This is a genomic window from Caulobacter sp. GW456-12-1-14-TSB4 (genome assembly GCF_059424195.1).
In genome coordinates this window covers 75,337-99,351 of sequence record NZ_JBWKZF010000016.1, presented here as the reverse complement: position 1 = coordinate 99,351, position 24,015 = coordinate 75,337, and the positions used below count along the sequence as shown (strand labels likewise).

Sequence of the window (24,015 nt, the reverse complement as noted above, 5' to 3'; positions counted from 1 at the left end):
TCCGTCTGAGCGAAAGATAGCATCGTCCGGCCTGCGCCCCAAACGCAAGACGGGCGCTGGATTGCTCCAGCGCCCGTCCAGGTAACTCAATCTCAGAAGGCGATTAGCCGACCGAGGTGGTGTCCACCTTGAAGCCCGGACCCATCGTCGACGACAGGCCGATACGCTTCACGTAGATGCCCTTGGCGCCCGACGGCTTGGCCTTGTTCAGGGCGTCGATCAGCGCCTTGACGTTGATGACCAGGGCTTCGTCGGTGAACGAGGCCTTGCCGATGCCGGCGTGGACGATGCCCGCCTTCTCGACGCGGAACTCGACGGCGCCGCCCTTGGCGTCCTTCACGGCTTGGCCGACGTTCGGGGTCACGGTGCCGACCTTCGGGTTCGGCATCAGGCCGCGCGGGCCCAGCACCTTACCGAGGCGACCGACCAGGGCCATCATGTCCGGCGACGCGATGACGCGGTCGAAGTCCATGAAGCCGCCGGCGATCTTTTCGTACAGGTCTTCGGCGCCGACGTGCTCGGCGCCCGCCGCGGTCGCTTCAGCGGCCTTGGCGTCCTTGGCGAAGACGGCGACGCGGACGTCACGGCCGGTGCCCGACGGCAGGTTCACGACACCACGGACCTGTTGGTCGGCGTGACGCGGATCGACGCCGAGGTTGACCGAGATTTCGATCGACTCGTCGAACTTGGCCTTGGCGTTGGCCTTCACCAGGGCGATGGCGGCTTCGACCGTGTGGGTCGCTTCGCGGTCGCCGGTCCAGGCTTGGATGCGCTTGGGTTGCTTAGCCATGTGATTAGGCCTCCACGATCTTCAGGCCCATGGCCTTGGCGGAGCCTTCGATGATCTTGGCCGCGGCCTCGATGTCGTTGGCGTTCAGGTCCTTCATCTTCTTTTCGGCGATCTCGCGCAGTTGCGTGCGCGTGACTTCACCGACGGTCTCACGACCGGTCAGCTTCGCACCCGACTTCAGACCGGTGATCTGCTTCAGGTAGTGCGTCGCCGGGGGCGTCTTGGTGATGAAGGTGAACGACTTGTCTTGGTAGACAGTGATCACGGTCGGCAGGGGCGTGCCCTTTTCGACGTTCTCGGTGCGCGCGTTGAACTCCTTACAGAAGCCCATGATGTTGACGCCGCGCTGACCCAGAGCCGGGCCGATGGGGGGCGAAGGCGTGGCCGAACCAGCCTTCACCTGGAGCTTGATGTAGCCCAGGATCTTCTTAGCCATAGTGTCCTCACTTGTGAGCCGTGGTGCGGGCTTGGCGGCCCTTCCACGGATTTGAACCCGCCGCGTAACGACGAGTACGCCCCAGAACCAGGGTTCAGGAGCGAGGCGGGGCGTTTAGCAGCCGTGCGCTAGAGAGTCAAAGCCTGCGAGACCCCAGCGCTTAGGCGGCGTTCGGGCAGCAGCGCAGCATCGTATAGAACTGCGACGTCAGGGCGGGCCTGGTCGCGTCGGTGGCGCAGGCCGCCGCCGGGGCCAGGACGGCTGCCTGGCTGGTTTCCAGGAACACCGCGTCGCTGGCGTCGCCGCACGCCCAGTCATAGATCGCGCCCAGATAGTTGGCGTAGATCATCCGCCCCAGCCGGTCGGGATCGACGTGGTTGGCGATCTCGCCGTCGGCCTGGGCCTGGATCATCGCGTGAATGACGATCTGGGCGACGTCGCGGCCCAGATGCGTACCCTCGAACAGCACGCGCGGGATCCGCACCAGCACCTGCCGATAGAGATGGGCGTCGTCGATATAGTGCTGGGCCGAGACACGGGCCGCCTCCAGCGCGAACGCCACGCCCCTGGCCGCCGAACGGTTCAGCTGCGACTCGACCCGGTTCATGGCCACGTTGATGACCGCCAGCGCGATCGCGTCCAGGCCGCCGATCAGATTGTAGATGGTCTGGGGCGAGACCCGGGCGGTTGCGGCGATTTGACTCAGCGAGACCTTGTCGAACTCGTGCTCACGCCACAGAACGGCCGCCGCGCCGACGATCTCGGCGTATCGGCGCGCCTTGCCCAGTTCCCGCAGGGCCATGCCAGAGTTTGGAGCTGAATCCATTTTCATTGATACGTCTATTTTTAGACTGTATTCCATTTTCCAAACAAGCGGAACCATGCGGCGGACGCGCCGGGCCGAATTCAGAAAGCACGCACTTGGGACTCTTCGACGCGCACTCCACCCTGGCCGCCCGCTACGAGGCTGCCCGCGCTTCCGGTCAGATGCCGACCGGCGTGGTGATGGACCAGCTCCTCTCGGCCAGCGAGGCGATCATCAACGGCCGCAAGACCGTGACCGTGGGCACGCACAACTATCTGGGCCTGGCCTTCGACGAGGCCAGCATCGAGGCGGCGGTCGAGGCGGTGCGTCGCGAAGGCACCGGCACCTGCGGCTCGCGGATCGCCAACGGCTCGTTCTCGGACCACGTCGCGTTGGAGCGTGAGCTGGCCGACCTGCACGGCATGCGCCACGCCATGGTGTTCTCGACCGGCTACCAGGCCAATCTCGGAATCATCTCGACCCTGGTCGGCGCGGGCGACTTCCTGCTGCTGGACGCCGACAGCCACGCCTCGATCTACGACGCCTGCAAGCAGACGCAAGCCAGCGCCATCCGCTTCAAGCACAACGACGCCGCCGACCTGGACAAGCGCCTGCGCCGCCTGGCCGGCGAGCCGGGCAACAAGCTGGTCGTGGTCGAGGGCATCTATTCGATGCTGGGCGACATGGCCCCGCTGAAGGCCATCGTCGAGGTCGCCAAGCGCCACGGCGCCTACATCCTGGTGGACGAAGCTCACTCGATGGGCGTGCTGGGCGACAACGGCTGCGGCCTGGCCGAGCAGGAAGGCCTGCTGGACCAGGTCGACTTCGTGGTCGGCACCTTCTCCAAGAGCCTGGGCGCCGTTGGCGGCTACTGCGTCTCCAACCACGAGCAGTTCGACATCCTGCGCGTGGCCTGCCGCCCCTACATGTTCACCGCCTCGCTGCCGCCGGCGACCGTGGCCTCCGTGCGCGCCTCGCTGAAGGCCGTGAAGGAACGTCCGCACCTGCGCGCCAAGCTGTGGGCCAATGTCGAGCGCCTCTACGGCGCGCTGAACGCCGCCGGCTTCGAACTGGGCTCGACGCCCAGCCCGATCGTGGCGGTGTGCCTGCCGTCGGACGAGATCACCATGGCCATGTGGCGGGCGCTGCTGGACGGCGGCTACTACGTCAATATCGGCCTGCCGCCGGCCACGCCGTCGGGCGAGAGCCTGCTGCGCTGCGCCATCTCGGCCGCTCACACCGAAGCGCAGATGGACGGCCTGGCGCAGACGCTGATCCGTCTGGGCCACGAGTTCGGCGTGCTGGCGCAAGAGCGGATGGTGGCGAAGGCCTAGGGGCCGAAACCTCGTCCTTCGACAAGCTCAGGATGAGGTTTCTACTGAACGGCGCTGGCAATAGTCCTCACCCTGAGCCTGTCGAAGGGCGAGGACGGCCGCGCTGATCTGAACGCCTACCCCTTCGCCAGCTCGGCCTCGACCTGGCCGAGCCGCTCCTTGCCGAAGAACATCTCGCTCCCGACGAAGAAGGTTGGGATGCCGAATACGCCGCGCGCGACGGCGGCCTCGGTGTTGGTCACGAGTTCGGCCTTCACGTCCGGGTCGCCGGTCGCCGCCAGCAGGGTCCCGCCATCAAGGCCGGCCGCGTTGGCCGCCGCCACGAACACCTCGGCGTCGTCCAGCTTCAGGCCGTCCTCCCACATGCCCTTCAGCATCGTGTCGAGATAGGCCTTGCCCACCCCCGCGCGCTGGGCGGCGATCTGGCCGCGCATCAGCAGCAGAGTGTTGACCGGGAAGTGCGGATTGAACCGGAACGCGGCCAGCCCGTGCGCCTCGATGAAGCGGCGCATCTCCAGCATCTCGTAGTCCAGCTTGCCCTTCACGCCGCTGAAGGCCACGCCCGGGGCCTGGTTGCCGGTGGCCTTGAAGATGCCGCCCAGCAGGCAAGGCAGTAGGGTCACGGTCGCGCCATGACGCTCGGCGATGGCCGGCAGCACCTTCCACGCCAGGTAGGCGTTGGGGCTGCCGAAGTCGAAGATGAAGTCGACGGATTTGCTCACCAGGTCTCTCCCCAGGGCCGCAGGTCGATCTCGTGGGTCCAGGCCGAGCGCGGCTGGTCATGCAGCCAGACATAATTCGCGGCGATTTCAGCGGGCTTCAGGATCTCGTCGCGATCCAGCAGGCCCTGGACGTCGTCGCGCATCGAGCGGGTGAACACGCCGTCGATCGCGCCATCGACCACGATATGCGCGACGTGAATCCCCTTGGGTCCCAGTTCCCGCGCCGCGCTCTGGGCCACGGCCCGCAGGCCGGCCTTGGCGGAGGCGAAGGCCGAGAAGCCGTCCTTGCCACGCAGGGAGGCGCTGGCCCCGGTGAACAGGATCGTGCCCCGGCCGCGCGGAACCATCACCCTTGCCGCCTCGCGGGCGGTGAGGAAGCCGGCGAAACAGGCCATCTCCCAGACCTTGCTGAACACCTGGGCCGTGGTCTCGACAAGGCCGAAGCGGACGTTCGCGCCGATGTTGAAGACGACGATCTCCAGCGGCCCGACCTCGGCCTCGATCTGGTCGACCAGGGCGATCATCTCGGCCTCCTGGCGGGCGTCGATGCCATAGGCGCGGGCGCCGCCCCCGATCTCGGCGGCCAGGGCTTCCAGCTGGTCGAGGTGACGCGGGCGGCGGGTCATGCAGACCGTGTAGCCTTCGGCCGCGAAGGCCTTGGAGATCGCGCTCCCGACCCCGTCGCCGACGCCCACCACCAGGCAGGCGCCCTTCGTGCTGCTCATGGCCGCTTCCTCCGTTGTTATGCCTTCAGGTTCGTATTGAATCTGTACTGAGTCAAATGCAGAATGGCGCGATGAAGTGGGAAGAGCTCTCCGACCAGCCCTGCTCGGTCTCGCGCGCCCTGGCGGTGATCGGCGACCGCTGGACGCTGATGATCCTGCGCGACGTGTTCTTGGGCGTGCGGCGGTTCGAGGTGTTCCAGAAGCGCCTGGGCGTCTCGCGCACCATCGTCACCGACCGCCTGCGGGTGCTGGTCGATGAGGGCGTGCTGCGGCGGGTGGCGTATCAGGATAATCCGGTCCGACACGAGTACCGGCTGACGCAGAAGGGCATGGACCTCCACCCGGTGGTCATGGCCATCGCCCACTTCGGCGACAGCTATTATGCGGACAAGGCGGGGCCTCCGGTGCTGCGGCGGCACAAGGGGTGTGGGTGTGACTTCCATCCGGTGCAGGTCTGTTCGGAGTGTGGAGAGACCGTCACCGCGCGGCAGGTCGAGGCGCGGGCCGGACCGGGGTTTCCGGAGCCTTAGTTCGAGGAGCCGAAAACCTCGTCCTTCGACAAGCTCAGGATGAGGTTTTCTACTGAACCGCAGTAAGTCCTCACCCTGAGCTTGTCGAAGGGCGAGGACGGCCCCGCAGACTCAGGCCGCCCCACCTAGGAACGCGGCCAGGCTGTGCGGAGCGTTGTCGTCCAGGCAAAGCGCCAGGGTTGCGTGGGAGTCCTCGGCTGCCTTGCGGACACGCGGGAACATCGCGGCCTCGTAGACGGCCAGGGCGGCCTCGACGTCTCCGGGATGCGCCACCAGCGCCAGGGCCAGTTCCGCCCCGTCCAGCATGGCCATGTTCGCGCCCTCGCCCGCCGGCGGCGCCAGGTGAGCGGCGTCGCCCAGCAGGGTCACGCCAGCCGTCCGCGCCCAGCCATGATCATCCGGCAGCGTATGCAGCGAGCGCGGGATCAGCGGTCCGTCGGTCTGCGTGATCAGGGCGGTCAGCGCCGGCGCCCAGCCTTCGAACTCGGCGGCGATCCGGGCCTTGGCCGTCGCATCGTCGGTGAAGTCGATCGCCTCGAACCAGTCGAGCGGACGGTTCAGGGCGATATAGGCGTGCAGCACGCCGCCGGGCTCGCGGTGGGCGAAGATGCCCTGCCCCGGGGCCATGGCGAACATGCCGCCGCCGCCAGCGGCCTCGGCCGTCGCGGGGTAGAGGGTGTCGACGTCCTTCAGCCAGGCTTCGACGAAGGTCGTGCCGATGTACTGGGGCCTCTCGTCCGACAACAGCGACCGGACCTTCGACCAGGCGCCGTCCGCGCCGACCAGCAGATCGGTGGTCACGGCCTCGCCATCGGTGAAGGTCAGCTGATGCCGACCACCGCCCAGCGCCTCGACGCCGGCCAGCTTCTTGCCCCATCGCACGGTCCCGTCCGGCAGCGACTCCAGCAGGATACGCCGCAGCTCACCACGCGGGACCTCGGGGCGACCGCCCTGGCCGTCGTCAGGTTGGTCCAGCAGCACCGTCCCATGCTTGTCGAGCACGCGCGAGGCCTGGCCGCCTTCGTGGATCAGCGCCTGGAACTCCGGAAACAGCCCCGCCGCCTTCATCGCCAGCTGACCGTCGGTCTCATGGATATCCAGCATGCCGCCCTGGGTCCGCGCGTCGGCCGAGGCCTCGGCCTCGTAGACGCTCGCGGCGACGCCGTGGACGTGGAGGACGCGCGCCAAGACCAGACCGCCCAGCCCCGCGCCGATGATCGTCACCATGGGATACCTTTCACATTGGAACGCCGTTCCATTGGCGACCTATTGGAACATCGTTCCAGACATGTCAAGAACGCTCCCATGGCTCCCAGGACCGAACGCCGCGCCGATGCGCTCTCGAAAGCCAGGATCGTCGAGGCCGCGATCGCGATCCTCGACGCCGACGGCGAGGCGGCCCTGACCTTCCGCGCCCTCGCGGCGAAACTCGCGACGGGGGCCGGGGCGATCTACTGGCACGTCGCCGACAAGAACGATCTGCTGGCCGCCGCGGCCGACGCGGTCGTCACCCAGGTCATGGCCAAGCCACGCGACGCCGAGCCCAAGGCGGCGGTCCGCGTCATCGCCCTCGACGTATTCGACGCCGTGAACGCCCACCCGTGGGTTGGCGCCCAGTTCTTCCGCGATCCCTCGCGCCCCGCCGCGCTGCAGGTTCTCGAGGGGATCGGCCAGCAACTGCAGGCCCTGGGCGTGCCCGAGGCCGCGCAGTTCGACACCGCCACGGCCCTGGTCAGCTACATCCTCGGCGTCGCGGGCCAGAACGCCGCCAATGCCCGGCAGGCGCGCGAGAGCGGCCGCACCGACCGCTCGGCCTTCCTCGGCGGTATCGCCGATCAGTGGGTGGCGCTCGACCCCGACCAGCATCCGTTCGTGCGCCGGATGGCGGCCAACCTGCGCGACCACGACGACCGCGCTCAGTTCCTGGCCGGCGTCGACCTGATCCTGGCTGGCGCGGCGACGCTGATCGGATAACGTATCCCGCAACAAGCGCAGGGGCGCGGGGGAGTATCCATGGATCGTCGTCAGTTTCTCGTGGGCGTCGCGCTGACGCCGCTCGCCGTCAGCCCGGCCCTCGCCGCGCCCGGCGCGAAAGACGCCGAGCTCAAGGCGCTGCTGGACCAGTTCTGGGAAGCCGACCTCGACGCCTCACCCGAGACCGCCACCAGCCGGGGCTTGGACGTCGGCGCCCGCGCCGGCCAGCGCGCCCAGCTGAACGACGCCTCGCGCGCGGCCCGCACCGCCTGGGTCGGCGCCCGCAAGGAGCGCGTCGCGGCCCTGGCCAAGATCGACCCGGCCCAGCTGTCGCAGGCCGCCAAGGTCGATCACGAGGTCACCACCTACACCTACAAGCGCAGCGTCGAAGGCGGCGAGAAGTTCACGTATGGCGAAGGCGCGGCCGGCTTCGGCTACGCTCCCTATTCGCCCTATGTGCTGAGCCAGCTGACCGGTCCCTACCAGTCGGTTCCGGACTTCCTGGATTCCCGCCATCCGGTGAAGACCAAGGAAGACGCCGAAGCCTACCTCTCGCGCCTGGAGGCCTACGCCAAGGTCCTCGACGACAACACAGCGTCGTTCAAGCTGGACGCCGCCGCCGGCGTGTTGGCGCCCGACTTCGCGCTCGATGCGGGCCTCGCCCAACTGAAGCGCCAGCGTGCGCCGGCGCCCGAACAGACCAGCATCGTCCAGTCGCTGGTCACCCGCGCCGCCAAGGCCGGCCTCACCGGCGACTGGGCCGCCCGCGCCAGCGCCATCGTCGGCGGCAAGGTGCAGCCGGCCCTCGACCGCCAGATCGCCGCCCTGGAGGCCCTGCGCCCCAAGGCCACCGGCGACGCCGGGGCCTGGAAGCTGCCGATGGGCGAGGCGTTCTACGCCGGGGCCCTGGCCTTCCAGACCACCACCCGCCGCACGCCCGAGGAGGTCCACAAGCTGGGCCTGGAGCAGGTGGCTAGCCTGACCGCGCAGATCGACGTGCTGCTGAAGAAGCAGGGCCTGACCACCGGCACGGTCGCCCAGCGCCTGACCGCCCTGTCGGCCCGCCCCGACCAGCTCTATCCCAACACCGACGCTGGCCGCGCCACCCTGCTGGCCGATCTCAACGCCCAGACCAAGGCCATCCGCGCCCAGCTGCCGACCCAGTTCCGCACCCTGCCCGCCGCGCCGGTCGAGATCGTCCGCGTGCCGCCCGAGATCGAGGACGGCGCCCCGAACGGCTACGCCCAGCCGCCGTCGCTGGACGGCTCGCGGCCGGGCCGCTTCTACATCAACCTCAAGGACACCACCGAGTGGCCGAAGTTCAGCCTGCCGACCCTGACCTATCACGAGGCCCTGCCCGGCCACGTCTGGCAGGGCTCGATCGCGCTGGGCTCGCAGGAGATCCCGATGCTGCGCCGGGCCGGCATGGGTTTCGCCGCCTATAGCGAGGGCTGGGCGCTCTATTCCGAGCAACTGGCCGCCGAGATGGGGGCCTACAAGGACGACCCGCTGGGCGAGATCGGCTTCCTGCAGTCGCTGCAGTTCCGCGCCGTGCGCCTGGTGGTCGACACCGGCATGCACCACAAGCGCTGGAGCCGCGCCCAGGCCACCGACTACATGGTCGACAACACCGGCATGCCGCGCTCGCGGGTCCAGCGCGAGATCGACCGCTACTGCATCTGGCCGGGCCAGGCGTGCAGCTACAAGATCGGCCACACCGAGTGGGAGCGCCTGCGCGACGTCGCCAAGGCCAAGGCCGGCGCCAAGTTCGACCCCAAGGCCTTCCACGACGTGCTGCTGCGCGGGGCCATGCCGCTGGTGGTGCTGGAGCAGGTGCTGAGCACGATGAGCTTCACCGCCTGATCTTGACGATATCGCCGCCGCACCCGCAGGTAGAGCCAAGCTCGGGCGGACGCGGCGGCGCTTGAAGACCACCGCGCGGACCCGGCACGGGAGAGAGACTTGGCCGATCCGCGCGACTTCCACACGCCCCAGGACCACTACACCAAGGCCGACCTGCTGAAGTCGGGCCTGGGCGGCTATTTCGGCCCGGGCAACGCCCAGTTGCCCGCGCCGCCGATGCTGATGATGGACCGCATCGTCGAGATCAGCCTGGACGGCGGCGAGTTCGGCAAGGGCCACGTGGTCGCCGAGCTGGATATCACCCCGGACCTCTGGTTCTTCGACTGCCACTTCATCGGCGATCCGGTCATGCCCGGATGCCTGGGCCTGGACGCCATGTGGCAGGTGATCGGCTACTGGCTGGGCTGGTCGGGCTCGCCCGGCAAGGGCCGCGCCCTGGGCGTCGGCGAGGTCAAGTTCCGCGGCGACGTGACGCCCAAGGCCAAGCTGGTCCGCTACGAGATCAGCCTGCGCCAGGTCCGCCGGGGCAAGCTGGCCCTGGGCCTCGCCAACGGTCGGATGTTCGTTGACGGCGAGTGCGTCTACACGGCCAACGACCTCAAGGTCGGGATGATCGCGTCGCGCGACTAGCGCAGCGGATAGACGCCCGCCGCGCCGATGCCGACGCGGTCGGGCGGCGTTTCCAGCATGCGGGTCAGGGTCTCACCACCTTGGGCCCGCATCCGGGTCAGCAGGGCGTCGGCGCCCGGCGCGCGCGGGTTGCGCTGCCAGGTGATCTGGCTGCTGGCCAGCATCATGCCCAGCACCGCCAGGCTCTCGTAGGTCGAGGCGCGGTCCGCCGCCGACATCGCGCCCAGGGCGCTGGCGTCGACGCGCTGGCGCATCTGCTCGACCAGGGGCACGTAGTACTGATCGGGGAAAGGCTTGTTGTTGTAGGCCATCCAGGCCCCGGCCACCGCGCTGGCCAGCCCCACGCCCAGATCGCCCGACGGCAGGCCGAACTTGCGGATGACCTGCTCGTGATAGCCGAAGGCCTGGCGATAGGCCGCCTGGCCGACGGCGGCCTGGTCCTTGGGCAGCCCCGCGGCCAGCTGCGAGACGCCCTGCCCCGTGGCCTGGGCGCGCGGCGGCGGCGCGGCTCTCGCGGCGGCGGCCTTCTTGGCCTTCTGCTCGGCCTCATACATGTCCCAGTGGTGGATCGTCTTGTTCAGCCGCTCGTGCATCAGCTGGTTGCTGATGACGTTGATCGAGACGCTGGACGGGATCTCGTAGACATTGACGAAGCCGTCCTGCGCCAAGGCGGGCGAGCCGCAGACGAGGAAGGCGATCGCCAGGATCGTTGGCTGGATACGCGCCAAGGGCTCCTCCGGAGGTCGAACGGGCGGTTGGGAAGCAACCGCCGGGCGCCCCGACACTAGCGCCCTCACCCTGACGTTGCGAGCCCCGTTTTGGGGACAGAAGCAAGGCGTCTGGCGTCGCGATTGCAGCGTCCCGCGCGACGCTCGCCACCAGCCCCGAAACGAGGCGCCATGACGGAAAATCCGTCCCCCGACGACACGCCCGCCCCGATGCGGGACAGCTCACGACGTGTGGCGCTGGACGCCCTGCGCTTCCTGGCGGCGGCCCTGATCGTCCTCTACCACTACCAGAGCGAGGGGCCCTGGCCGCTGGAACGCCTGAACCCCGCCTTCCTGCGCGGCTATCTGGCGACCGACTTCTTCCTGATCCTGTCCGGCTACGTATTGGGCGGCGCCTATGGCCGGCGGCTGGCCAGCGGCGAACTGGGCGCGGGGACCTTCCTGGCCAAGCGCGTGTTGCGGGTCTGGCCGGCGCATCTGGTGATGCTGGCGGCGTTCGCGGCGCTAGTCGGGCTGACGTCGCTGCTGAGCCTGCACGTCGGCCATCAGGAGCGCTACCAGTGGAGCCAGCTGGCCGGCCAGGCCCTGTTGGTCCACGCCTGGGGCCTGGGCGTCGGCGCGGGCTGGAACCTGCCGACCTGGTCGCTGTCGGCGCTGATCGTCTGCTACGCGGCCTTTCCGCCCCTGTGGCGGCGGCTGGGCAAGGTGGAGAGCGCCTGGGCGCTGGTCCTGTGCGGCCTGGCCCTGGTGTGGGGCGCGGACCGCTTCACCCGCGCCGTCTACGGCGAGGCGCTGTACGATCTGTCGTTCAATCTGGGCGTCCTGCGGGCCTTGCCGCTGTTCGCGTTCGGAGCGTGCCTGGCGCGGGCCGGCGAGCTGAACTGGGTCTCGCGCTGCGGGGCCGGCGGGCTGGCGCTGGGCGCGGGCCTGACGGTGATCGGCCTGCAGGCCCTCGGCCGTCACGACCTCCTGAGCATGGCCTTGCTGGGCGTGCTGATCGCCGCCGCCGGCGCGGTGCGCACGACGCGCGGCGCGGGCGTCGCGGTTCGCGCCGGCGAGCTCTCCTTCGCCCTCTACATCACCCACATCTTCGTGGCGGCGGTCTGGTTCCACGTCACCCACGCCCTGGCCGCGCGCTTCGCTCCGCCCGCCTGGATCCAGTGGAGCCTGTGGGCCCTGTCGCTGCCCGTCGCGATCGCCGCCGCCATGGCCTTCGACCGCTGGGTGGACCAGCCGTTGCGGACGCGGGTGGGGCGGTGGGTGGACCAGCGCCTGGGCCGGCGGGTGGCGGCGATGTCATAGAGCCGACGCCTTATCGCCGCCCCAGCTTCCGCAGCGCCGCGCGCATGGCGACGGCCTGGGCGGCGGGGGCCTTGCCGGTGTCTTGCGTGATCTCGGGGACCAGCGCGCCGGTCGCCGCCGCTTCAAGCCGCACGAGCATGTCGTCGGAGATGGCGGGCTCGCGCCGCGTCCTGGCCGGCGAAGCGGTCGGGACCATGGCGGCGATCTTGCGCGCATCGGCGGCGAGCTGGCCGCAGGCGCGGGCCTTGGCGCGGGCCTGGGCGATCAGGGTTGGATCGGCGCTCGCGTCGATCGCCGCCCAGGCCGCATCAAGGGCGGCCATCAGCTTGGCCTGGATGTCGGCGCACCAAGCGCGGGGGTCTCGGGTGCGGGTCTGTGGGGTCTGGCTCATGGGCCTAGCATGCGGCCGCCACGAACGCGGATGACCGGAAACGTGCGTTTCCGGATAAGCCTCTGGCCCACAACGGAAACACTCATTTCTATCCGGGGAAAGCAGGCGCTGAACCCCCATGCCCGCAACGCCCGCCCCCCTGTGGATAACTTCACGCTATCTGAGGGGCAGGAACAACTCGACGGTCACGTCGTGAACCTGCGCGTTCGGGAAGAACGCCAGATGCCGCCGGCAGAAGAGCGGAAAGTCACGCGCCTCCTCGCCGCTGGCCGGCAGCCAGTCGCGGTAGAGATAGAGGGCCGGAGCCTCCAGATTGTGGGTGTTGTGGGCGACCCGCAGCACCGCGCAGCGGCCGCCGGGGATCATGCCGGCCTTCATGTCCGGACCGTCCGCGTCGATCGGCCGGTCGGTCCCGACGCAGATGTCCATGGCGTAGTCGTCGGCGTTCTCCGGCGTCCGCTCCGAGCGGAAGATGTTGAAGGTGTCGCTGGTCTGCGGCGACAGGCCGGCGGCCTTGCGCCAGGCGATGAAGCGCTCGATCGAGGCGGGCAGCGTGGCCCGGTCGCCGCGATGCTCCAGGATCGCCACCGGGATCGGCGGCAGGTCCACGATCGTCACGTCGCTGGGTTCGTAGATGATCTGCATCAGCTTGCTCCTGGCGGTGTTCAAGGGCCCGAAGGCCGCGAGCCACGGCGCCCAGTCGGGCGCTTTTCGGAACGATGAGGGCGACTGCTTGAATCGCTTGCGGAAGGCCCGCGCGAAGGCGTCCGGCGCGTCGTAGCCGGCGTCCAGCGCGATCTCCGTGATGGTCTGGCCGGCGTTGGCGGCCAGGCGGTGCGAGGCGCGCTTCAGTCGGGCCAGCTGCACGTAGCGGTGCACGGACACCTCGAAAGCAGCCACGAACTGACGGTGGAAATGGAACTTGGAAAAGGCCGCCACGGAGGCGAGCGTTTCCAGGTCCAGATCACCGTCCAGATGCTGGTCGATATGGTCCAGCACCCGCTGCATCCGGGCATTGTAGGTCGCAAGCCCCGCCTTCATCGTTCCTCCGTGGCGGCTCCACCTAGGCCCTGACCGGCGGGTCGCGCTCGACCGATCTTGCGGTTTGCCGAACCTGGCCCTGAAACTTTCTCGCCCTAACGTTGAAATCATAAATCTGTCCGCCGAATGGTGTAGCTTGGCTGCAGTGCTTCGACGGAGTTGGCCATGCGCTGCGAGATTTGCGCCGGAGAGGCCGCCCACGACTTTTCCAAGACCTTTGACGCCTTCGGCCTGGGCCAGGTGGACTACTGGCGGTGCGGCGACTGCGGCTTCGTGCTGTCGCGGACCCATGCCGAGCTGTCGCCCGACGCGTTCGCGCGGATGAACGAGCTGTGCCACTCGACCTATCAGGGACAGGAGGCCAACGACCTGGACCCGCGCTGGAAGACCCGGCTGGCCGCCCAGGCGACGGCATTGGCCGATCTGGCGCGCGCGGGCCTGATTTCGTCGGAGGGCCGCTGGCTCGACTTCGGCTGCGGTGACGGCAGCCTGTCGGCCCTGCTGAAGGCCGATCACGGCCTGACCCTGCTCAAGCACGACGACTATATGGGCAAGGCGACGGACTATCTGTCGGCCGCCGATCTCGAGGACGGCGCCTTCGACATGGTGATCACCACCTCGGTGTTCGAGCACCTGACCCGGCGCGCGCAGTGGGACCGGGTCGAGGCCCTGGTCGCCCCCCGCGGCGCCCTGGCCATCCACACGCTAGTGGCCGAGCATGTGCCCAGCGATCCCGACTGGTTCTATCTGCAGCCGCCGCACAGCGCGTTCTTCTCGAACGCGGCCATGGACCGGCTCTTCCGCGACTGGGGCTATAGCTGCTCGATCTACAGCGTCGCCGCCAGCCTGTGGGTCTGGTTCCGCGGCGATCCCGATCGCGTGGCCCAGCACGTCGAGCGCCTGAACGCGGCGCGGACCGATGCGCCGTTCCTCTTCAAGGCCGGCTTCCTGGACTACTGGAAGAACGAGCCGCGCCGGAAGGAAGCCTTGGCGGAGGCTTGAAAGCAAAAAGCCCCGCGCCTTGCGGCGCGGGGCTTTGGCAATCCTAAACGGACTGTAATTACGAGATCTTCTCGACCTGGGCGTATTCCAGCTCGACCGGCGTGGCGCGGCCGAAGATCGAGACGGTGACCCGCAGGCGGGCCTTCTCTTCGTCGACCTGCTCGACCGAGCCGTTGAAGCTGGCGAACGGGCCGTCGATGACGCGGACGTTCTCGCCGACTTCGTACAGGACGACGGTCTTGGGCTTCTCGACGCCTTCCTCGATCGCGCCGACGATGCGCTGAACTTCCTTTTCGGAGACCGGCATCGGCTTGGAGCCGCTGCCCAGGAAGCCCGTGACCTTCGGGGTGTTCTTGATCAGGTGATAGGCTTCGTCCGAGAGGTTCATCTTCACCAGGACGTAGCCCGGGAAGAACTTGCGCTCGGCGTTGATCTTACGGCCACGGCGAATCTCGACGACTTCTTCGGTCGGCACGAGGATTTCCGAGAAATTCTCTTCCAGGCCCTGGTTCTTGGCCTGCTCGCGGATGCTCTCGGCCACCTTCTTCTCGAAGTTCGAGTAGGCGTGGACGATGTACCACTTGTGGTTCGGGTTGGACGCGGTTTCGGTGCTCATCGTCTCTATCTTATCCCGCGGTCGCCAGCTTCAGCAGCTGATTGATGGCGAAGCCCAGGCCGCCATCGACGGCCAGGAAGAACAACGACGCCAGAACCACCATGATGAAGACCATCACGGAGGTGATCCAGGTTTCCTTGCGGCTGGTCCAGGTGATCTTGCGGGTTTCAGCGCGCACTTCACGGAAGAACTGCACCGGGCTGGTGCGCTTCTTGGGTGCGGCGGGGGCGGCGGCGACAGCCGCGCCAGCCCCGGCGGGCGCCATCGCCGCAGCCGTCTTAGCGGCGCGGTTCTTGATCGCGGACGGGTTCGATCCCGGTTTCCTGGCCATGCTTTAGAGGCTCACGACTTCCTAAACTGGATCCCGGACCGACAAGCGGCCCGGTGGCCATAGCCGGGCCCGAAAGCGACCCGTCAAATATATATAGTGGCAGGAGTGGGGGGACTCGAACCCACGACTTTCGGTTTTGGAGACCGACGCTCTACCAGCTGAGCTACACTCCTGCATTCCGACCGACCCTTTCGGGCCGACGGACATCCGGAGACAGACAGCGCGCCGGGAGGCTTTTCAGCCTCGGCGCGCCGTGTTCTGTCGCCAGAGCCGCGCCATTTAGCAGGGTCGCGTACGGCGAGCAAGCGGCGCGCAAAGGATTGAGCGCCTTCGCGCGCCCGACAGGGGTTTTTGTCCCGCCCCGTGGGCCTCTCGAAGGGCTCCCGGCAAGGATCGAAGACCCCGCGCACGCGTTGTTTCGCCATGCCCACGATCAGCAATCCATCCCCGTCATCCGACCGCCCGTCGAATCGGGAGGTCGAGAACGAGAACCAGAAGCCCTCGTCACGCGAGGGCGAGCCTCCGCGTCCGGCGACCGAACCTCACGGCTCGGCCGACAGCGTCCGCTCGCCGAAGACCCGAACCGATCCGGGCTCCGGCGAGGGCTGAAGCTTCAGCCTTGTTCCGTCAGGACCGAAGAACGACCTAGCCGGCCTTGGCCTGCTTGGTCTTCTCGCCCTTGTCGGCCGTGGTGTCGCTGGCCGGCGTGGGGGTCGGACCGCACTGGATGCCCAGATAGGTGAACTTCACGTTCGTCAGCTCGCGGCCGCACTGGGTGTTCTTGCCCATGTCGCTGCCGCGCAGCGACACCGCGACGCCCTTCGACAGGTCCGGCGCCGGGCTGGCGCTGCTGATGTCGTAGTAGCCGCCGCCACGTCCCTTCACGACCAGGCAGTCGGTCTTCTCGACGGGCCGCACGCAGCCCGACACCGTGACAGGGGTCGCTTCCAGAACAACTTGATTGGCTTGCGCGAGTTTCGTCTTCGCGCCGCCGTCACTGCAACCAGCCAAACCAAACGCTAACAGACCGGCCGCCGCGGCGGCCTCTATGAACCTTACCCGCATACGTTCCTCCGTATCGTTGGCTCCGCGAACGAAGCAAAAGGAAGTCTGCGCCTCGTTTCGAATACCGGCAATCACATTTTTGACGCTTTCGAAAAACTGGTCCGGCGTTTTGACGGTTTGGGAAAAAGATTGTCCTTAACCGGATGAGCCACGCATGGGATTGCGAAACTCGATGCTGCACCGCGCAATCTGGTACCGACCCAGATGACACCTTTTCTCATCTGAACATTTGCTCACGAACCGAGACGCCGCTTTTTGTGATTGAGCGAATACTGGGATTGATCTTTCGACTCGCCGACACAGCGGCGCGCACTCCGCACCGGGTGGCGAAGTTTTTCCGAAGACGGCTTTAGACAACCGGCGTTGACATCAAGACGGGCTTGCACACATGAGACAGGCGTCGCCTCAGGGCCGTGGCGACACCCGTTTCTCCCAAGGATTTCAGAGCTCAGATGACGGCCACCGCCACTGCCGCCGCCCCGGTCAAGGAAGCCCCGTTCCACGTCGAAAAGGTGCTGTGGGTCAAACACTGGACCGACCGCCTGTTCAGCTTCGGCATCAGCCGGCCGGCGTCCCTGCGCTTCCGCTCGGGCGAGTTCGTGATGATCGGCCTGCCCGCCCGCGAGGAACTGGGCGAGAAGAAGCCGATCCTGCGCGCCTATTCGGTGGCCTCGCCGCACTTCGCCGAGGAGCTGGAATTCTTCTCGATCAAGGTCCCGGACGGCCCGCTGACCTCGCGCCTGCAACTGATCCAGCCGGGCGACGACATCCTGCTGGGCAAGAAGCCGACCGGCACCCTGGTGCTGGACGCCGTACGCCCCGGCAAGCGCCTGTTCCTGTTCGGCACCGGCACGGGCCTGGCCCCTTGGCTGTCGGTGGCCCGCGACCCCGACGCCTACAGCCGCTTCGAGCGCGTGATCGTCGCCCACGGCGTGCGCGAGGTCAGCGAGCTGGCCTATCGCGACCTGTTCACCAGCGAGATCCACGACGACCCGCTGGTCGGCGACGAGGCCAAGGCCCAGCTGACCTACTACCCGACCGTGACCCGCGAGCCGTTCGAGCGCCAGGGCCGCTTCACCGACCTGATCACCTCGGGCAAAATCTTCAGCGACCTGGGCCTGGAGCAGACGAAGTTCGATCCCGAGCACGACCGCGCCATGCTGTGCGGCTCGATGGCCATGATCAAGGACACGGCGGCGCTGCTCGAAGCCCACGGCCTGAAGGAAGGCTCGAATGCCGATCCGGGTGACTTCGTGATCGAGCGGGCGTTCGTGGGGTAGCCTGAGAATCTCCTCCCCCGCTGGGGGAGGTGGCCCGAAGAGTCGGAGGGGGCCAGCTCGGCCAAGGCCGCATTAGCCCCCTCAGTCGCTCCGCGACAGCTCCCCCAAGAGGGGGAGCAGAGGTGTATATCCGCCCCATGGACCTCAAGAACCTCACCGTCGAAGACGCCCGCGCCCGGATCCTCGACGGCGCCGCGCGCCTCGGCGTCGAGACCGTCGCGCTCGAAGCCAGCCTCGGCCGCGTCCTGGCCCAGACCGTCGCCGCCACCCGCCCGCAGCCGCCGTTCGACGCCTCGGCCATGGACGGCTGGGCGATCCGCCGCGCGGACTACGCCCCGGGCAAGGCCTTCGCGATCGCCGGCGAGAGCGCGGCCGGCAAGGCCTATCCGCACCTCGTCCAGGCCGACCAGGCCGTGCGCATCTTCACCGGCGCCCCGGTCCCGGCCCGCGCCGACCTCGTGGTCATCCAGGAAGAGGCCGTCCGCGACGGCGAAACCGTCCGCTTTGACGCGGGCGACGATCCCAAGTCCAACACCCGCCCGGCCGGCGGCGACTTCCAGGCCGGCGACGTGCTGCTGGCGCCCGGTGTCGTCATCGATCCCTGGCGGCTCAGCCTGGTCGCCTCGGCGGGCCTGGCAGAGGTCGCCGTCGCCCGCCGCCCGCGCGTGGCGATCCTGGCCACCGGCGACGAGCTGGTCCCGCCCGGCGCGGCGCCCCGCCCGGACCAGATCTTCGAAAGCGGTTCGTTCAGCCTGGTCGCCCTGGTCGAGGCCTGGGGCGGCGAAGCCTTCCGCCTGAGCGCGGCCAGCGATGACGCCGCCGCCATCGCCGCCGCCGTGGAGCCCGTCGAAGCCGACCTGATCGTCACCATCGGCGGCGCTTCGGTCGGCGACCACGACCTGGTCAAGCCGGCGCTGAAGACCCTGGGCCTGACGCTCTCCCTCGAGACCGTCGCCCTGCGCCCCGGCAAGCCGACCTGGTCCGGTCGTCTTGGTGACGGCCGCCAAGTCCTGGGCCTGCCCGGCAACCCCGCCTCGGCCCTGGTCTGCGCCGAGCTCTTCCTGCGCCCGCTGCTGGCGGCGCTGACGGGCGCTTGCGCCGAGGTCCGCCTGTTCCCCGCTCGCCTGGCCGAGCCCCTACCCGCCACCGGCCCGCGCGAGCACTGGATGCGCGCGGCCCTGTCGATCGATCCCGAGGGGCGAACCCTCGCCCGCGCCTTCCCGGATCAGGATTCCTCACTGGTCGGCGTCTTCGCTCGGGCCGATGCTCTGTTGCGACGGCGAGCGGGCGCGCCCGCTGCCTCGGCGAACGACGTCGTCGAAGTTCTGCCCCTGCGTCGCGGCTGAAACCGCGACGGCGGCAATTTGGCGTGCTAAGCCCGACCCGTTTCCCGGGTGCGGACCCGACCTTCAGGCCAAGAGGTTCTTTCATGGGGCATGCAGGCAAGATCGCGACCCACGTGCTGCTGGCCGCGCTGGCCCTGCTGTTCGGCCGCTACCTCGTCATCGACATGCCCTTCACGCTCGATACGCTGGCGCAGGCCGGCTACTACGGCCTGGGCGCGCTGATCGTCGAGCTGCTGTTCCGCGTCGAGCGCGCCCCGTGGCGCTTCGTCTCCGCCAGCGACCACCTGCGCCTGTTCCGCTCGGCCGTGCTGACGGCGGCGACCTTCCTGGCCATCACCCGCTTCGTCCACCCGGGCATCGACGGCGGCCTGCGCATGGTCGCCGGCGCGGCCCTGATCCAGGCGACCTTCCTGTCGGCCCTGCGCGTCATCCGCCGCAGCCTGCACGAGCGCCAGCTGTTCGAATCGGTCCTGCGCCTGGGCCCCGCCTCGCTGCAGCCCGCCCTGCCGCGCCTGCTGATCGTCGGCTCGGCCAACGAGGCCGAGGCCTTCCTGCGCGCGCCGGCGGGCCTTGGTGAGCGCTACGCCCCGATCGGCGTGGTCTCGCCCACCGACCGCGAGACCGGCGACGAGCTGCGCGGCGTCTGCGTGCTGGGCGCGATCGCCGATTTCGACCGGGTGCTGGCCCGTCTGCGCGACAGCGGCCTGCCGCCGTCGGCCATCCTGTTCCTGACCGACAGCGCCATGAGCACCTTCGGCGCCGAGCGCCTGGGCCGCCTGAAGGCCGAGGGCGTGCGCCTGCTGCGCCGTCACGGCGTGGTCGAGATGGGCGCCGACACCGCGGCCGCCGCCGTGCTGCGCGAGATCAGCATCGAGGAGTTGCTCAGCCGTCCGCCCGTGCGCCTCGACCCCGAGCCCGTCCGCGCCCTGGTCTCGGGCCGCCGCGTGCTGGTCACCGGGGCTGGCGGCAGCATCGGCTCGGAGCTGTGCCGTCAGATCGCCGCCAGCGGCTGCGCCCACCTGACCATGGTCGACGCCTCGGAATACAACCTGTTCCACATCGACCGCGAGATGGCCCAGACCTGGCCCAGCATGCCGCGCCGCGAACTGCTGTGCGACGTCCGCGACGCCGCCCGGGTCCAGCGCGTGTTCGCCGAGCAGCGTCCCGACATCATCTTCCACGCCGCCGCCCTCAAGCACGTGACCCTGGTCGAGAACCACCCCTGCGAGGGCGTGCGCACCAATGTGCTGGGCACCCGCAACGTCGCCATCGCCGCCAAGGCCTGCGGCGCGGCGCACCTGGCCCTGATCTCCACCGACAAGGCCGTGGCCCCGACCAGCGTCATGGGCGCGGCCAAGCGCGTCGCAGAAGCGGTGGCCCGCCAATATGGCGGCGGCGGCGACATGCGCGTCAGCATCGTCCGCTTCGGCAATGTGCTGGGCTCGGCCGGCTCGGTCGTGCCGATCTTCCAGAGCCAGATCGCCCGGGGCGGCCCGATCACCCTGACCGACGCCGCGGTCGAGCGCTACTTCATGACCATCCCCGAGGCCGTGCAGCTGGTGCTGCGCGCCGTGGCCCTGTCGCGCATCGCCTCCGAGCCCGACGCCGGCGTCCTGACCCTGGAGATGGGCGAGCCGGTCAAGATCATCGACCTGGCCCGCCGGATGATCGAGCTGCAGGGCCTGACCCCCGGCAAGGACATCGAGATCCAGATCACCGGCCTGCGTCCCGGCGAGAAGCTGACCGAGACCCTGGTCGACGTGAACGAAGTCGCTCGCCCCAAGGCTCCCGGCATCATGGAAGCCCTGCGCCTGGCCGACGCCCCGGTCATCGCCGACAAGCGCCTGGAGGCCCTGGACGCCCTGGCCGAGGACGGCGACGAAGCCGCCGTCCGCGCCGCCCTGTTCGATCTGGTCGAGGACCTGCGCCAGGTCGGGCCGTCGAAGGTGGTGAAAATCCGGGCGTCGTAGGGCTCAGCCCTCCCTGTAGCGCAGCGCCTCGACCAGCAGCGAGAACGCCGGCGAGGCGTGGCGGCGGCTCGGATAGTAGAGGTGGTAGCCGGGAAACGGCGGACACCAGTCCTCCAGGACGCGGATCAGCTCACCGCTGGCGATACAGGGCGCGGCGACGTCCTCGGGCATATAGGCCAGGCCAAGCCCCTGCAGCGCGGAGTCCAGGCGCTGGCGGAGGGTGTTGAAGACAAGCTGGCCATCGACCCGCACCTTCAGCTCGCGCCCGTCCTTCTCGAACTCCCAGGGGAACAGGCCGCCATAGGTCGGCAGACGCATGTTGATGCAGTTGTGGTCGGTCAGGTCCTGGGGCGCGCGAGGCCGCTGGCGCTTTTCGAAATAGGCCGGTGATCCCACCACGGCCATGCGCATGTCGGGTCCGATGCGCAGGGCGATCATGTCCTTGGCCACCTGCTCGCCCAGGCGCACCCCGGCGTCGAAGCCCTCGGCGACGATATCGACCAGGCCATAGTCGACCACGATCTCGACCTTGATGTCCGGATAGTCCGGCAGCAGCTTCGCCAGGCCTGGCTGCAAGGCGCTGCGCGCGGCGTGTTCGCCGGCGGTGATGCGGATCGTCCCCGCCGGCCGTTCCCGCAAGGCGCTGAGCGCGACGACGGCCTGCTCGATCTCCTCCAGGCGCGGCGCGATCGCCAGCAGCAGGCGCTCGCCGGCCTCCGTCGGCGCGACGCTGCGGGTGGTCCGCGCCAGAAGACGCAGGCCAAGCCGCGCTTCCAGGCCCTTGAGCGTCTGGCTCAGCGCGGAGGGCGAGACGCCGAGCTTGGCGCCGGCCCGCGTGAAACTGCGCTCCCGCGCCACGGCGGCGAAGGCGGCAAGCTCGTCGAAGCCCTGAGCCATTCATTAGTCCTGCTTAAAACGACATGGCGATTATCGCGCCTAATCGCGGAAGTGGGCCAGGACTATCTTCGGGGTCCGCCACCAGGAGACCCCACCATGCAGACGCGAAAACTCGGCCGGTCAGGCTTGGAAGTCTCCGCCCTCGGCTATGGCTGCATGGGCCTCAGCGCCGGCTATGGTCCGCCCACGCCGCATGACGAGGCGATCGCGATGATCCGCGCGGCCTTCGACGGCGGCGTGACCCTGTTCGACACCGCCGAGGCCTATGGCCCGTTCGCCAACGAGACGCTGGTGGGCGAGGCCGTCCAGCCGTTCCGCGACCAGGTGGTCATCGCCACCAAGTTCGGCTTCGACATCGATCCCGAGACGGGCGCGCGGACCGGCGGGCTGAACAGCCGGCCCGACCACATCAAGGGGGTCGTCGAGGCCCAGCTGAAGCGGCTGCGCACCGACCACATCGACCTGCTCTACCAGCACCGGGTCGATCCCGCCGTGCCGATGGAGGACGTCGCCGGCGCCGTGAAGGACCTGATCGCGGCCGGCAAGGTGGGCCATTTCGGCCTGTCCGAACCCAGCCTGGACTCGCTGCGTCGCGCCCATGCCGTGCAGCCGGTCACGGCGCTGCAGAACGAATATTCGCTGTGGACGCGCGACGTGGAGAAGAACGGCGTCCTGGCGCTGTGCGAGGACCTCGGCATCGGCTTCGTGCCGTTCAGCCCGCTCGGCGCGGGTTTCCTGACCGGCAAGATCGACGAGACGACGCAACTTGCCGCCACCGACTTCCGCTCGATCTCGCCTCGCTTCGCGACCGAGGCCCGCGCGGCCAACATGGCGCTGGTCAATCTGCTGAAGGCCATCGCCCAGGCCAAGCAGGCCACCGCCGCCCAGGTCGCCCTGGCCTGGCTGCTGGCCCAGCGTCCCTGGATCGTGCCGATCCCCGGCACGACCAAGCCTCATCGCCTGGCCGAGAACCTCGGCGCGGCGCAGGTCGAGCTGACCGCCGCCGACCTGGAGTCGATCCAGAAAGCCGCCGCGGAGATCACCATCCAGGGCGCGCGCCTGCCCGAAGCCGTCCTGGCCCAGACCAACCGATGAGCGAGGCGATCATGGACAAGCAAGCCCCGCGCGACGTCGGTCGCCGCGATCTCCTGGCGCTCGGCCTCGCCGCGCCCGCCATCGCGACCGCCGCTGGCGCGCAGGCCAGGGAGCCGGCCAAGGCCGTCGGCCCCGGCCGCCGCAGGCTGGGAAAGCTGGAGGTCTCCAGCGTCGGGCTGGGCGTCCAGAACATGAGCCGCACCTATCAGACGACGGTCCCGTACCGGCCCGAGATGATCAACATCATTCGGACCGCCCACGATCGCGGCGTCACCTTCTTCGACGCGGCCGAGGCCTATGGTCCGCACGAGGTGGAGCGGCTCCTGGGCGAGGCCGTGGCGCCGATCCGCGATCAGGCGACGGTCGCTTCCAAATTCGGCTGGAACGTCGATCTGGAGACGGGCGTGCGACGCCCGGGGCTCAACAGCCGGCCCGAACACATAAAGCTGGCGGTGGAGGGCATGCTCAAGCGCCTGCGCACCGACCGCATCGACCTTCTGTACCAGCACCGCGTCGATCCGGCCGTGCCGATCGAGGACGTCGCCGGCGCGATCAAGGACCTGATGGCCCAGGGCAAGGTGCTGCATTGGGGGATGTGCGAGATGGGTCCTAAAACCCTGCGCCGCGCCCATGCCGAGCAGCCGCTCACCGCCGTCCAGAACGAATATTCGATGCTGTGGCGCGGCCCCGAGGCCTGGGTGCTGGACGCCTGCCAGGAGCTGGGGATCGGCCTCGTCTGCTGGAGCCCGTTGGGGGTCGGCTTCATGAACGGCGCGATCGACGCCAATACCCGCTACGCCGACGGCGACATCCGCAAGATGGAAGGCCGGTTCGCGGCCGAGAACCTGCCGCACAACCTGGCGCTGGTCGCCCTGGTCAAGGCGTGGGCCGCGCGCAAGAACGCGGCGCCGGGGCAGATCGCCCTGGCCTGGCTGCTGGCGCGCAAGCCCTGGATCGTGCCGATCCCGGGAACCACCCAGATGGCGCACATGGTCGAGAACACCGGCGCGGCCCAGGTCCGCTTCACGTCCGCCGAACTGGCCGAACTGAACGCCGCCGTCGCCGCGATCGAGGTCCAGGGCCTGCGCCTGCCGCCGGCCGTGCTCGCCTATTCCGAGGTCGAGGCTCCGCCTCGGGGCTGA

General features: G+C 68.8%; 25 protein-coding genes, 1 tRNA gene and 1 pseudogene. 12 read left to right on the top strand and 15 right to left on the bottom strand.

The genetic code is table 11. From position 1 onward, the window contains the following. Positions 1–103: 103 nt before the first annotated feature. The 3 genes from rplA to AC07YH_RS16120 all read right to left on the bottom strand — a co-directional run bounded on the left by rplA (position 104) and on the right by AC07YH_RS16120 (position 2,028). On the bottom strand, positions 104–790 hold the full coding sequence (gene rplA, locus AC07YH_RS16130; protein WP_494747980.1) for a 50S ribosomal protein L1: 687 nt from the start codon (positions 788–790) through the stop codon (positions 104–106). 4 nt (positions 791–794) lie between these two features. Beyond that, positions 795–1,226 carry a 50S ribosomal protein L11 gene (gene rplK / locus AC07YH_RS16125; protein ID WP_058346464.1) on the bottom strand — a complete coding sequence of 144 codons (432 nt, stop codon included), beginning with the start codon at positions 1,224–1,226 and terminating at the stop codon, positions 795–797. Positions 1,227–1,386: 160 nt separating this feature from the next. Then, complete coding sequence (locus AC07YH_RS16120; RefSeq protein WP_494747979.1) at positions 1,387–2,028, bottom strand: TetR/AcrR family transcriptional regulator; 642 nt, start codon at positions 2,026–2,028, stop codon at positions 1,387–1,389. A 119-nt stretch (positions 2,029–2,147) separates the two neighbouring features. Between AC07YH_RS16120 and spt the strand changes: the two genes are divergently transcribed. Next, positions 2,148–3,365: a serine palmitoyltransferase gene (gene spt, locus AC07YH_RS16115; RefSeq protein ID WP_494747978.1), complete on the top strand. Its 1,218-nt coding sequence runs from the start codon at positions 2,148–2,150 to the stop codon at positions 3,363–3,365. Positions 3,366–3,481: 116 nt separating this feature from the next. On the opposite strand, the gene AC07YH_RS16110 is transcribed toward spt, so the two are convergent. Beyond that, a complete protein-coding gene (locus AC07YH_RS16110; protein ID WP_494748002.1) occupies positions 3,482–4,102 on the bottom strand; it encodes a 2-hydroxychromene-2-carboxylate isomerase in 621 nt (206 codons plus the stop codon). Continuing rightward, on the bottom strand, positions 4,084–4,812 hold the full coding sequence (locus tag AC07YH_RS16105; RefSeq protein WP_494747977.1) for an SDR family oxidoreductase: 729 nt from the start codon (positions 4,810–4,812) through the stop codon (positions 4,084–4,086). The genes AC07YH_RS16110 and AC07YH_RS16105 overlap by 19 nt, the downstream gene beginning before the upstream one ends. A gap of 71 nt (positions 4,813–4,883) precedes the next feature. On the opposite strand from AC07YH_RS16105, the gene AC07YH_RS16100 reads away from it, so the two are divergent. Beyond that, positions 4,884–5,342 (top strand): winged helix-turn-helix transcriptional regulator, encoded by a 459-nt coding sequence (locus AC07YH_RS16100; protein ID WP_494748001.1) that lies wholly within the window; start codon positions 4,884–4,886, stop codon positions 5,340–5,342. A gap of 12 nt (positions 5,343–5,354) precedes the next feature. Here the strand turns inward: AC07YH_RS16100 and AC07YH_RS16095 are convergent. Both AC07YH_RS16095 and AC07YH_RS16090 read right to left on the bottom strand, forming a co-directional pair. Continuing rightward, positions 5,355–5,447: pseudogene (locus AC07YH_RS16095) on the bottom strand (hypothetical protein); the annotation flags it as partial. A gap of 6 nt (positions 5,448–5,453) precedes the next feature. Then, positions 5,454–6,569 (bottom strand): FAD-dependent oxidoreductase, encoded by a 1,116-nt coding sequence (locus AC07YH_RS16090; RefSeq protein WP_494747976.1) that lies wholly within the window; start codon positions 6,567–6,569, stop codon positions 5,454–5,456. Between the two features lie 78 nt (positions 6,570–6,647). Here AC07YH_RS16090 and AC07YH_RS16085 point away from each other — a divergent pair, with 78 nt between their 5' ends. The 3 genes from AC07YH_RS16085 (at position 6,648) to fabA (ending at position 9,809) form a co-directional block, all read left to right on the top strand. Further along, positions 6,648–7,316, top strand: a complete 669-nt coding sequence (locus AC07YH_RS16085; protein WP_494747975.1) for a TetR/AcrR family transcriptional regulator — start codon at positions 6,648–6,650, stop codon at positions 7,314–7,316. A gap of 39 nt (positions 7,317–7,355) precedes the next feature. Beyond that, positions 7,356–9,179: a DUF885 domain-containing protein gene (locus AC07YH_RS16080; RefSeq protein ID WP_494747974.1), complete on the top strand. Its 1,824-nt coding sequence runs from the start codon at positions 7,356–7,358 to the stop codon at positions 9,177–9,179. Between the two features lie 99 nt (positions 9,180–9,278). Further along, positions 9,279–9,809 carry a bifunctional 3-hydroxydecanoyl-ACP dehydratase/trans-2-decenoyl-ACP isomerase gene (fabA, locus tag AC07YH_RS16075; RefSeq protein WP_494618440.1) on the top strand — a complete coding sequence of 177 codons (531 nt, stop codon included), beginning with the start codon at positions 9,279–9,281 and terminating at the stop codon, positions 9,807–9,809. Here the strand turns inward: fabA and AC07YH_RS16070 are convergent. Next, positions 9,806–10,537 (bottom strand): DUF6683 family protein, encoded by a 732-nt coding sequence (locus AC07YH_RS16070; protein ID WP_494747973.1) that lies wholly within the window; start codon positions 10,535–10,537, stop codon positions 9,806–9,808. The genes fabA and AC07YH_RS16070 overlap by 4 nt on opposite strands. Before the next feature lie 171 nt (positions 10,538–10,708). Here AC07YH_RS16070 and AC07YH_RS16065 point away from each other — a divergent pair, with 171 nt between their 5' ends. After that, a complete protein-coding gene (locus tag AC07YH_RS16065; protein ID WP_494747972.1) occupies positions 10,709–11,839 on the top strand; it encodes an acyltransferase family protein in 1,131 nt (376 codons plus the stop codon). Between the two features lie 10 nt (positions 11,840–11,849). Here the strand turns inward: AC07YH_RS16065 and AC07YH_RS16060 are convergent, their stop codons facing one another. Both AC07YH_RS16060 and AC07YH_RS16055 read right to left on the bottom strand, forming a co-directional pair. Next, positions 11,850–12,230 (bottom strand): hypothetical protein, encoded by a 381-nt coding sequence (locus AC07YH_RS16060; RefSeq protein WP_494747971.1) that lies wholly within the window; start codon positions 12,228–12,230, stop codon positions 11,850–11,852. Positions 12,231–12,386: 156 nt separating this feature from the next. Beyond that, positions 12,387–13,271 (bottom strand): AraC family transcriptional regulator, encoded by an 885-nt coding sequence (locus AC07YH_RS16055; RefSeq protein WP_494747970.1) that lies wholly within the window; start codon positions 13,269–13,271, stop codon positions 12,387–12,389. Between the two features lie 165 nt (positions 13,272–13,436). Here AC07YH_RS16055 and AC07YH_RS16050 point away from each other — a divergent pair, with 165 nt between their 5' ends. Beyond that, positions 13,437–14,273, top strand: a complete 837-nt coding sequence (locus tag AC07YH_RS16050; protein ID WP_494747969.1) for a methyltransferase domain-containing protein — start codon at positions 13,437–13,439, stop codon at positions 14,271–14,273. 58 nt (positions 14,274–14,331) lie between these two features. Here the strand turns inward: AC07YH_RS16050 and nusG are convergent, their stop codons facing one another. From nusG to AC07YH_RS16030, 4 genes are all read right to left on the bottom strand, one after another. After that, positions 14,332–14,889: a transcription termination/antitermination protein NusG gene (nusG, locus tag AC07YH_RS16045; protein WP_494747968.1), complete on the bottom strand. Its 558-nt coding sequence runs from the start codon at positions 14,887–14,889 to the stop codon at positions 14,332–14,334. Between the two features lie 10 nt (positions 14,890–14,899). After that, entirely contained in the window at positions 14,900–15,220 is a 321-nt protein-coding gene (gene secE / locus AC07YH_RS16040; RefSeq protein WP_494747967.1) for a preprotein translocase subunit SecE, read from the bottom strand. Between the two features lie 97 nt (positions 15,221–15,317). Beyond that, positions 15,318–15,393: transfer RNA gene (locus tag AC07YH_RS16035), tRNA-Trp, on the bottom strand. A 472-nt stretch (positions 15,394–15,865) separates the two neighbouring features. Beyond that, positions 15,866–16,285, bottom strand: a complete 420-nt coding sequence (locus AC07YH_RS16030) for a hypothetical protein (protein WP_494747966.1) — start codon at positions 16,283–16,285, stop codon at positions 15,866–15,868. Positions 16,286–16,737: 452 nt separating this feature from the next. Between AC07YH_RS16030 and AC07YH_RS16025 the strand changes: the two genes are divergently transcribed. The 3 genes from AC07YH_RS16025 to AC07YH_RS16015 all read left to right on the top strand — a co-directional run bounded on the left by AC07YH_RS16025 (position 16,738) and on the right by AC07YH_RS16015 (position 20,881). After that, on the top strand, positions 16,738–17,565 hold the full coding sequence (locus AC07YH_RS16025; RefSeq protein ID WP_494747965.1) for a ferredoxin--NADP reductase: 828 nt from the start codon (positions 16,738–16,740) through the stop codon (positions 17,563–17,565). A 137-nt stretch (positions 17,566–17,702) separates the two neighbouring features. Then, positions 17,703–18,911: a molybdopterin molybdotransferase MoeA gene (locus tag AC07YH_RS16020; protein WP_494748000.1), complete on the top strand. Its 1,209-nt coding sequence runs from the start codon at positions 17,703–17,705 to the stop codon at positions 18,909–18,911. 83 nt (positions 18,912–18,994) lie between these two features. Beyond that, on the top strand, positions 18,995–20,881 hold the full coding sequence (locus tag AC07YH_RS16015; protein ID WP_494747964.1) for a polysaccharide biosynthesis protein: 1,887 nt from the start codon (positions 18,995–18,997) through the stop codon (positions 20,879–20,881). A gap of 3 nt (positions 20,882–20,884) precedes the next feature. On the opposite strand, the gene AC07YH_RS16010 is transcribed toward AC07YH_RS16015, so the two are convergent. After that, on the bottom strand, positions 20,885–21,778 hold the full coding sequence (locus tag AC07YH_RS16010; RefSeq protein ID WP_494747963.1) for a LysR family transcriptional regulator: 894 nt from the start codon (positions 21,776–21,778) through the stop codon (positions 20,885–20,887). A 96-nt stretch (positions 21,779–21,874) separates the two neighbouring features. On the opposite strand from AC07YH_RS16010, the gene AC07YH_RS16005 reads away from it, so the two are divergent. Then, the gene (locus AC07YH_RS16005; protein WP_494747962.1) at positions 21,875–22,873 is read left to right on the top strand and encodes an aldo/keto reductase; all 999 of its coding nucleotides are present in this window, start codon (positions 21,875–21,877) and stop codon (positions 22,871–22,873) included. 11 nt (positions 22,874–22,884) lie between these two features. After that, positions 22,885–24,015: an aldo/keto reductase gene (locus tag AC07YH_RS16000; protein ID WP_494747961.1), complete on the top strand. Its 1,131-nt coding sequence runs from the start codon at positions 22,885–22,887 to the stop codon at positions 24,013–24,015.

Coding starts and splice junctions, on each gene's coding strand:
- AC07YH_RS16120 (WP_494747979.1), bottom strand. CDS start 2,028: ATGGCCCTGCGGGAACTGGGCAAGGCGCGCCGATACGCCGAGATCGTC.
- AC07YH_RS16005 (WP_494747962.1), top strand. CDS start 21,875: ATGCAGACGCGAAAACTCGGCCGGTCAGGCTTGGAAGTCTCCGCCCTC.
- AC07YH_RS16050 (WP_494747969.1), top strand. CDS start 13,437: ATGCGCTGCGAGATTTGCGCCGGAGAGGCCGCCCACGACTTTTCCAAG.
- AC07YH_RS16100 (WP_494748001.1), top strand. CDS start 4,884: ATGAAGTGGGAAGAGCTCTCCGACCAGCCCTGCTCGGTCTCGCGCGCC.
- secE (WP_494747967.1), bottom strand. CDS start 15,220: ATGGCCAGGAAACCGGGATCGAACCCGTCCGCGATCAAGAACCGCGCC.
- AC07YH_RS16055 (WP_494747970.1), bottom strand. CDS start 13,271: ATGAAGGCGGGGCTTGCGACCTACAATGCCCGGATGCAGCGGGTGCTG.
- AC07YH_RS16020 (WP_494748000.1), top strand. CDS start 17,703: ATGGACCTCAAGAACCTCACCGTCGAAGACGCCCGCGCCCGGATCCTC.
- AC07YH_RS16060 (WP_494747971.1), bottom strand. CDS start 12,230: ATGAGCCAGACCCCACAGACCCGCACCCGAGACCCCCGCGCTTGGTGC.
- AC07YH_RS16015 (WP_494747964.1), top strand. CDS start 18,995: ATGGGGCATGCAGGCAAGATCGCGACCCACGTGCTGCTGGCCGCGCTG.
- AC07YH_RS16090 (WP_494747976.1), bottom strand. CDS start 6,569: ATGGTGACGATCATCGGCGCGGGGCTGGGCGGTCTGGTCTTGGCGCGC.
- nusG (WP_494747968.1), bottom strand. CDS start 14,889: ATGAGCACCGAAACCGCGTCCAACCCGAACCACAAGTGGTACATCGTC.
- AC07YH_RS16105 (WP_494747977.1), bottom strand. CDS start 4,812: ATGAGCAGCACGAAGGGCGCCTGCCTGGTGGTGGGCGTCGGCGACGGG.
- AC07YH_RS16085 (WP_494747975.1), top strand. CDS start 6,648: ATGGCTCCCAGGACCGAACGCCGCGCCGATGCGCTCTCGAAAGCCAGG.
- AC07YH_RS16025 (WP_494747965.1), top strand. CDS start 16,738: ATGACGGCCACCGCCACTGCCGCCGCCCCGGTCAAGGAAGCCCCGTTC.
- rplK (WP_058346464.1), bottom strand. CDS start 1,226: ATGGCTAAGAAGATCCTGGGCTACATCAAGCTCCAGGTGAAGGCTGGT.
- AC07YH_RS16065 (WP_494747972.1), top strand. CDS start 10,709: ATGACGGAAAATCCGTCCCCCGACGACACGCCCGCCCCGATGCGGGAC.
- AC07YH_RS16010 (WP_494747963.1), bottom strand. CDS start 21,778: ATGGCTCAGGGCTTCGACGAGCTTGCCGCCTTCGCCGCCGTGGCGCGG.
- AC07YH_RS16000 (WP_494747961.1), top strand. CDS start 22,885: ATGGACAAGCAAGCCCCGCGCGACGTCGGTCGCCGCGATCTCCTGGCG.
- rplA (WP_494747980.1), bottom strand. CDS start 790: ATGGCTAAGCAACCCAAGCGCATCCAAGCCTGGACCGGCGACCGCGAA.
- AC07YH_RS16030 (WP_494747966.1), bottom strand. CDS start 16,285: ATGCGGGTAAGGTTCATAGAGGCCGCCGCGGCGGCCGGTCTGTTAGCG.
- AC07YH_RS16080 (WP_494747974.1), top strand. CDS start 7,356: ATGGATCGTCGTCAGTTTCTCGTGGGCGTCGCGCTGACGCCGCTCGCC.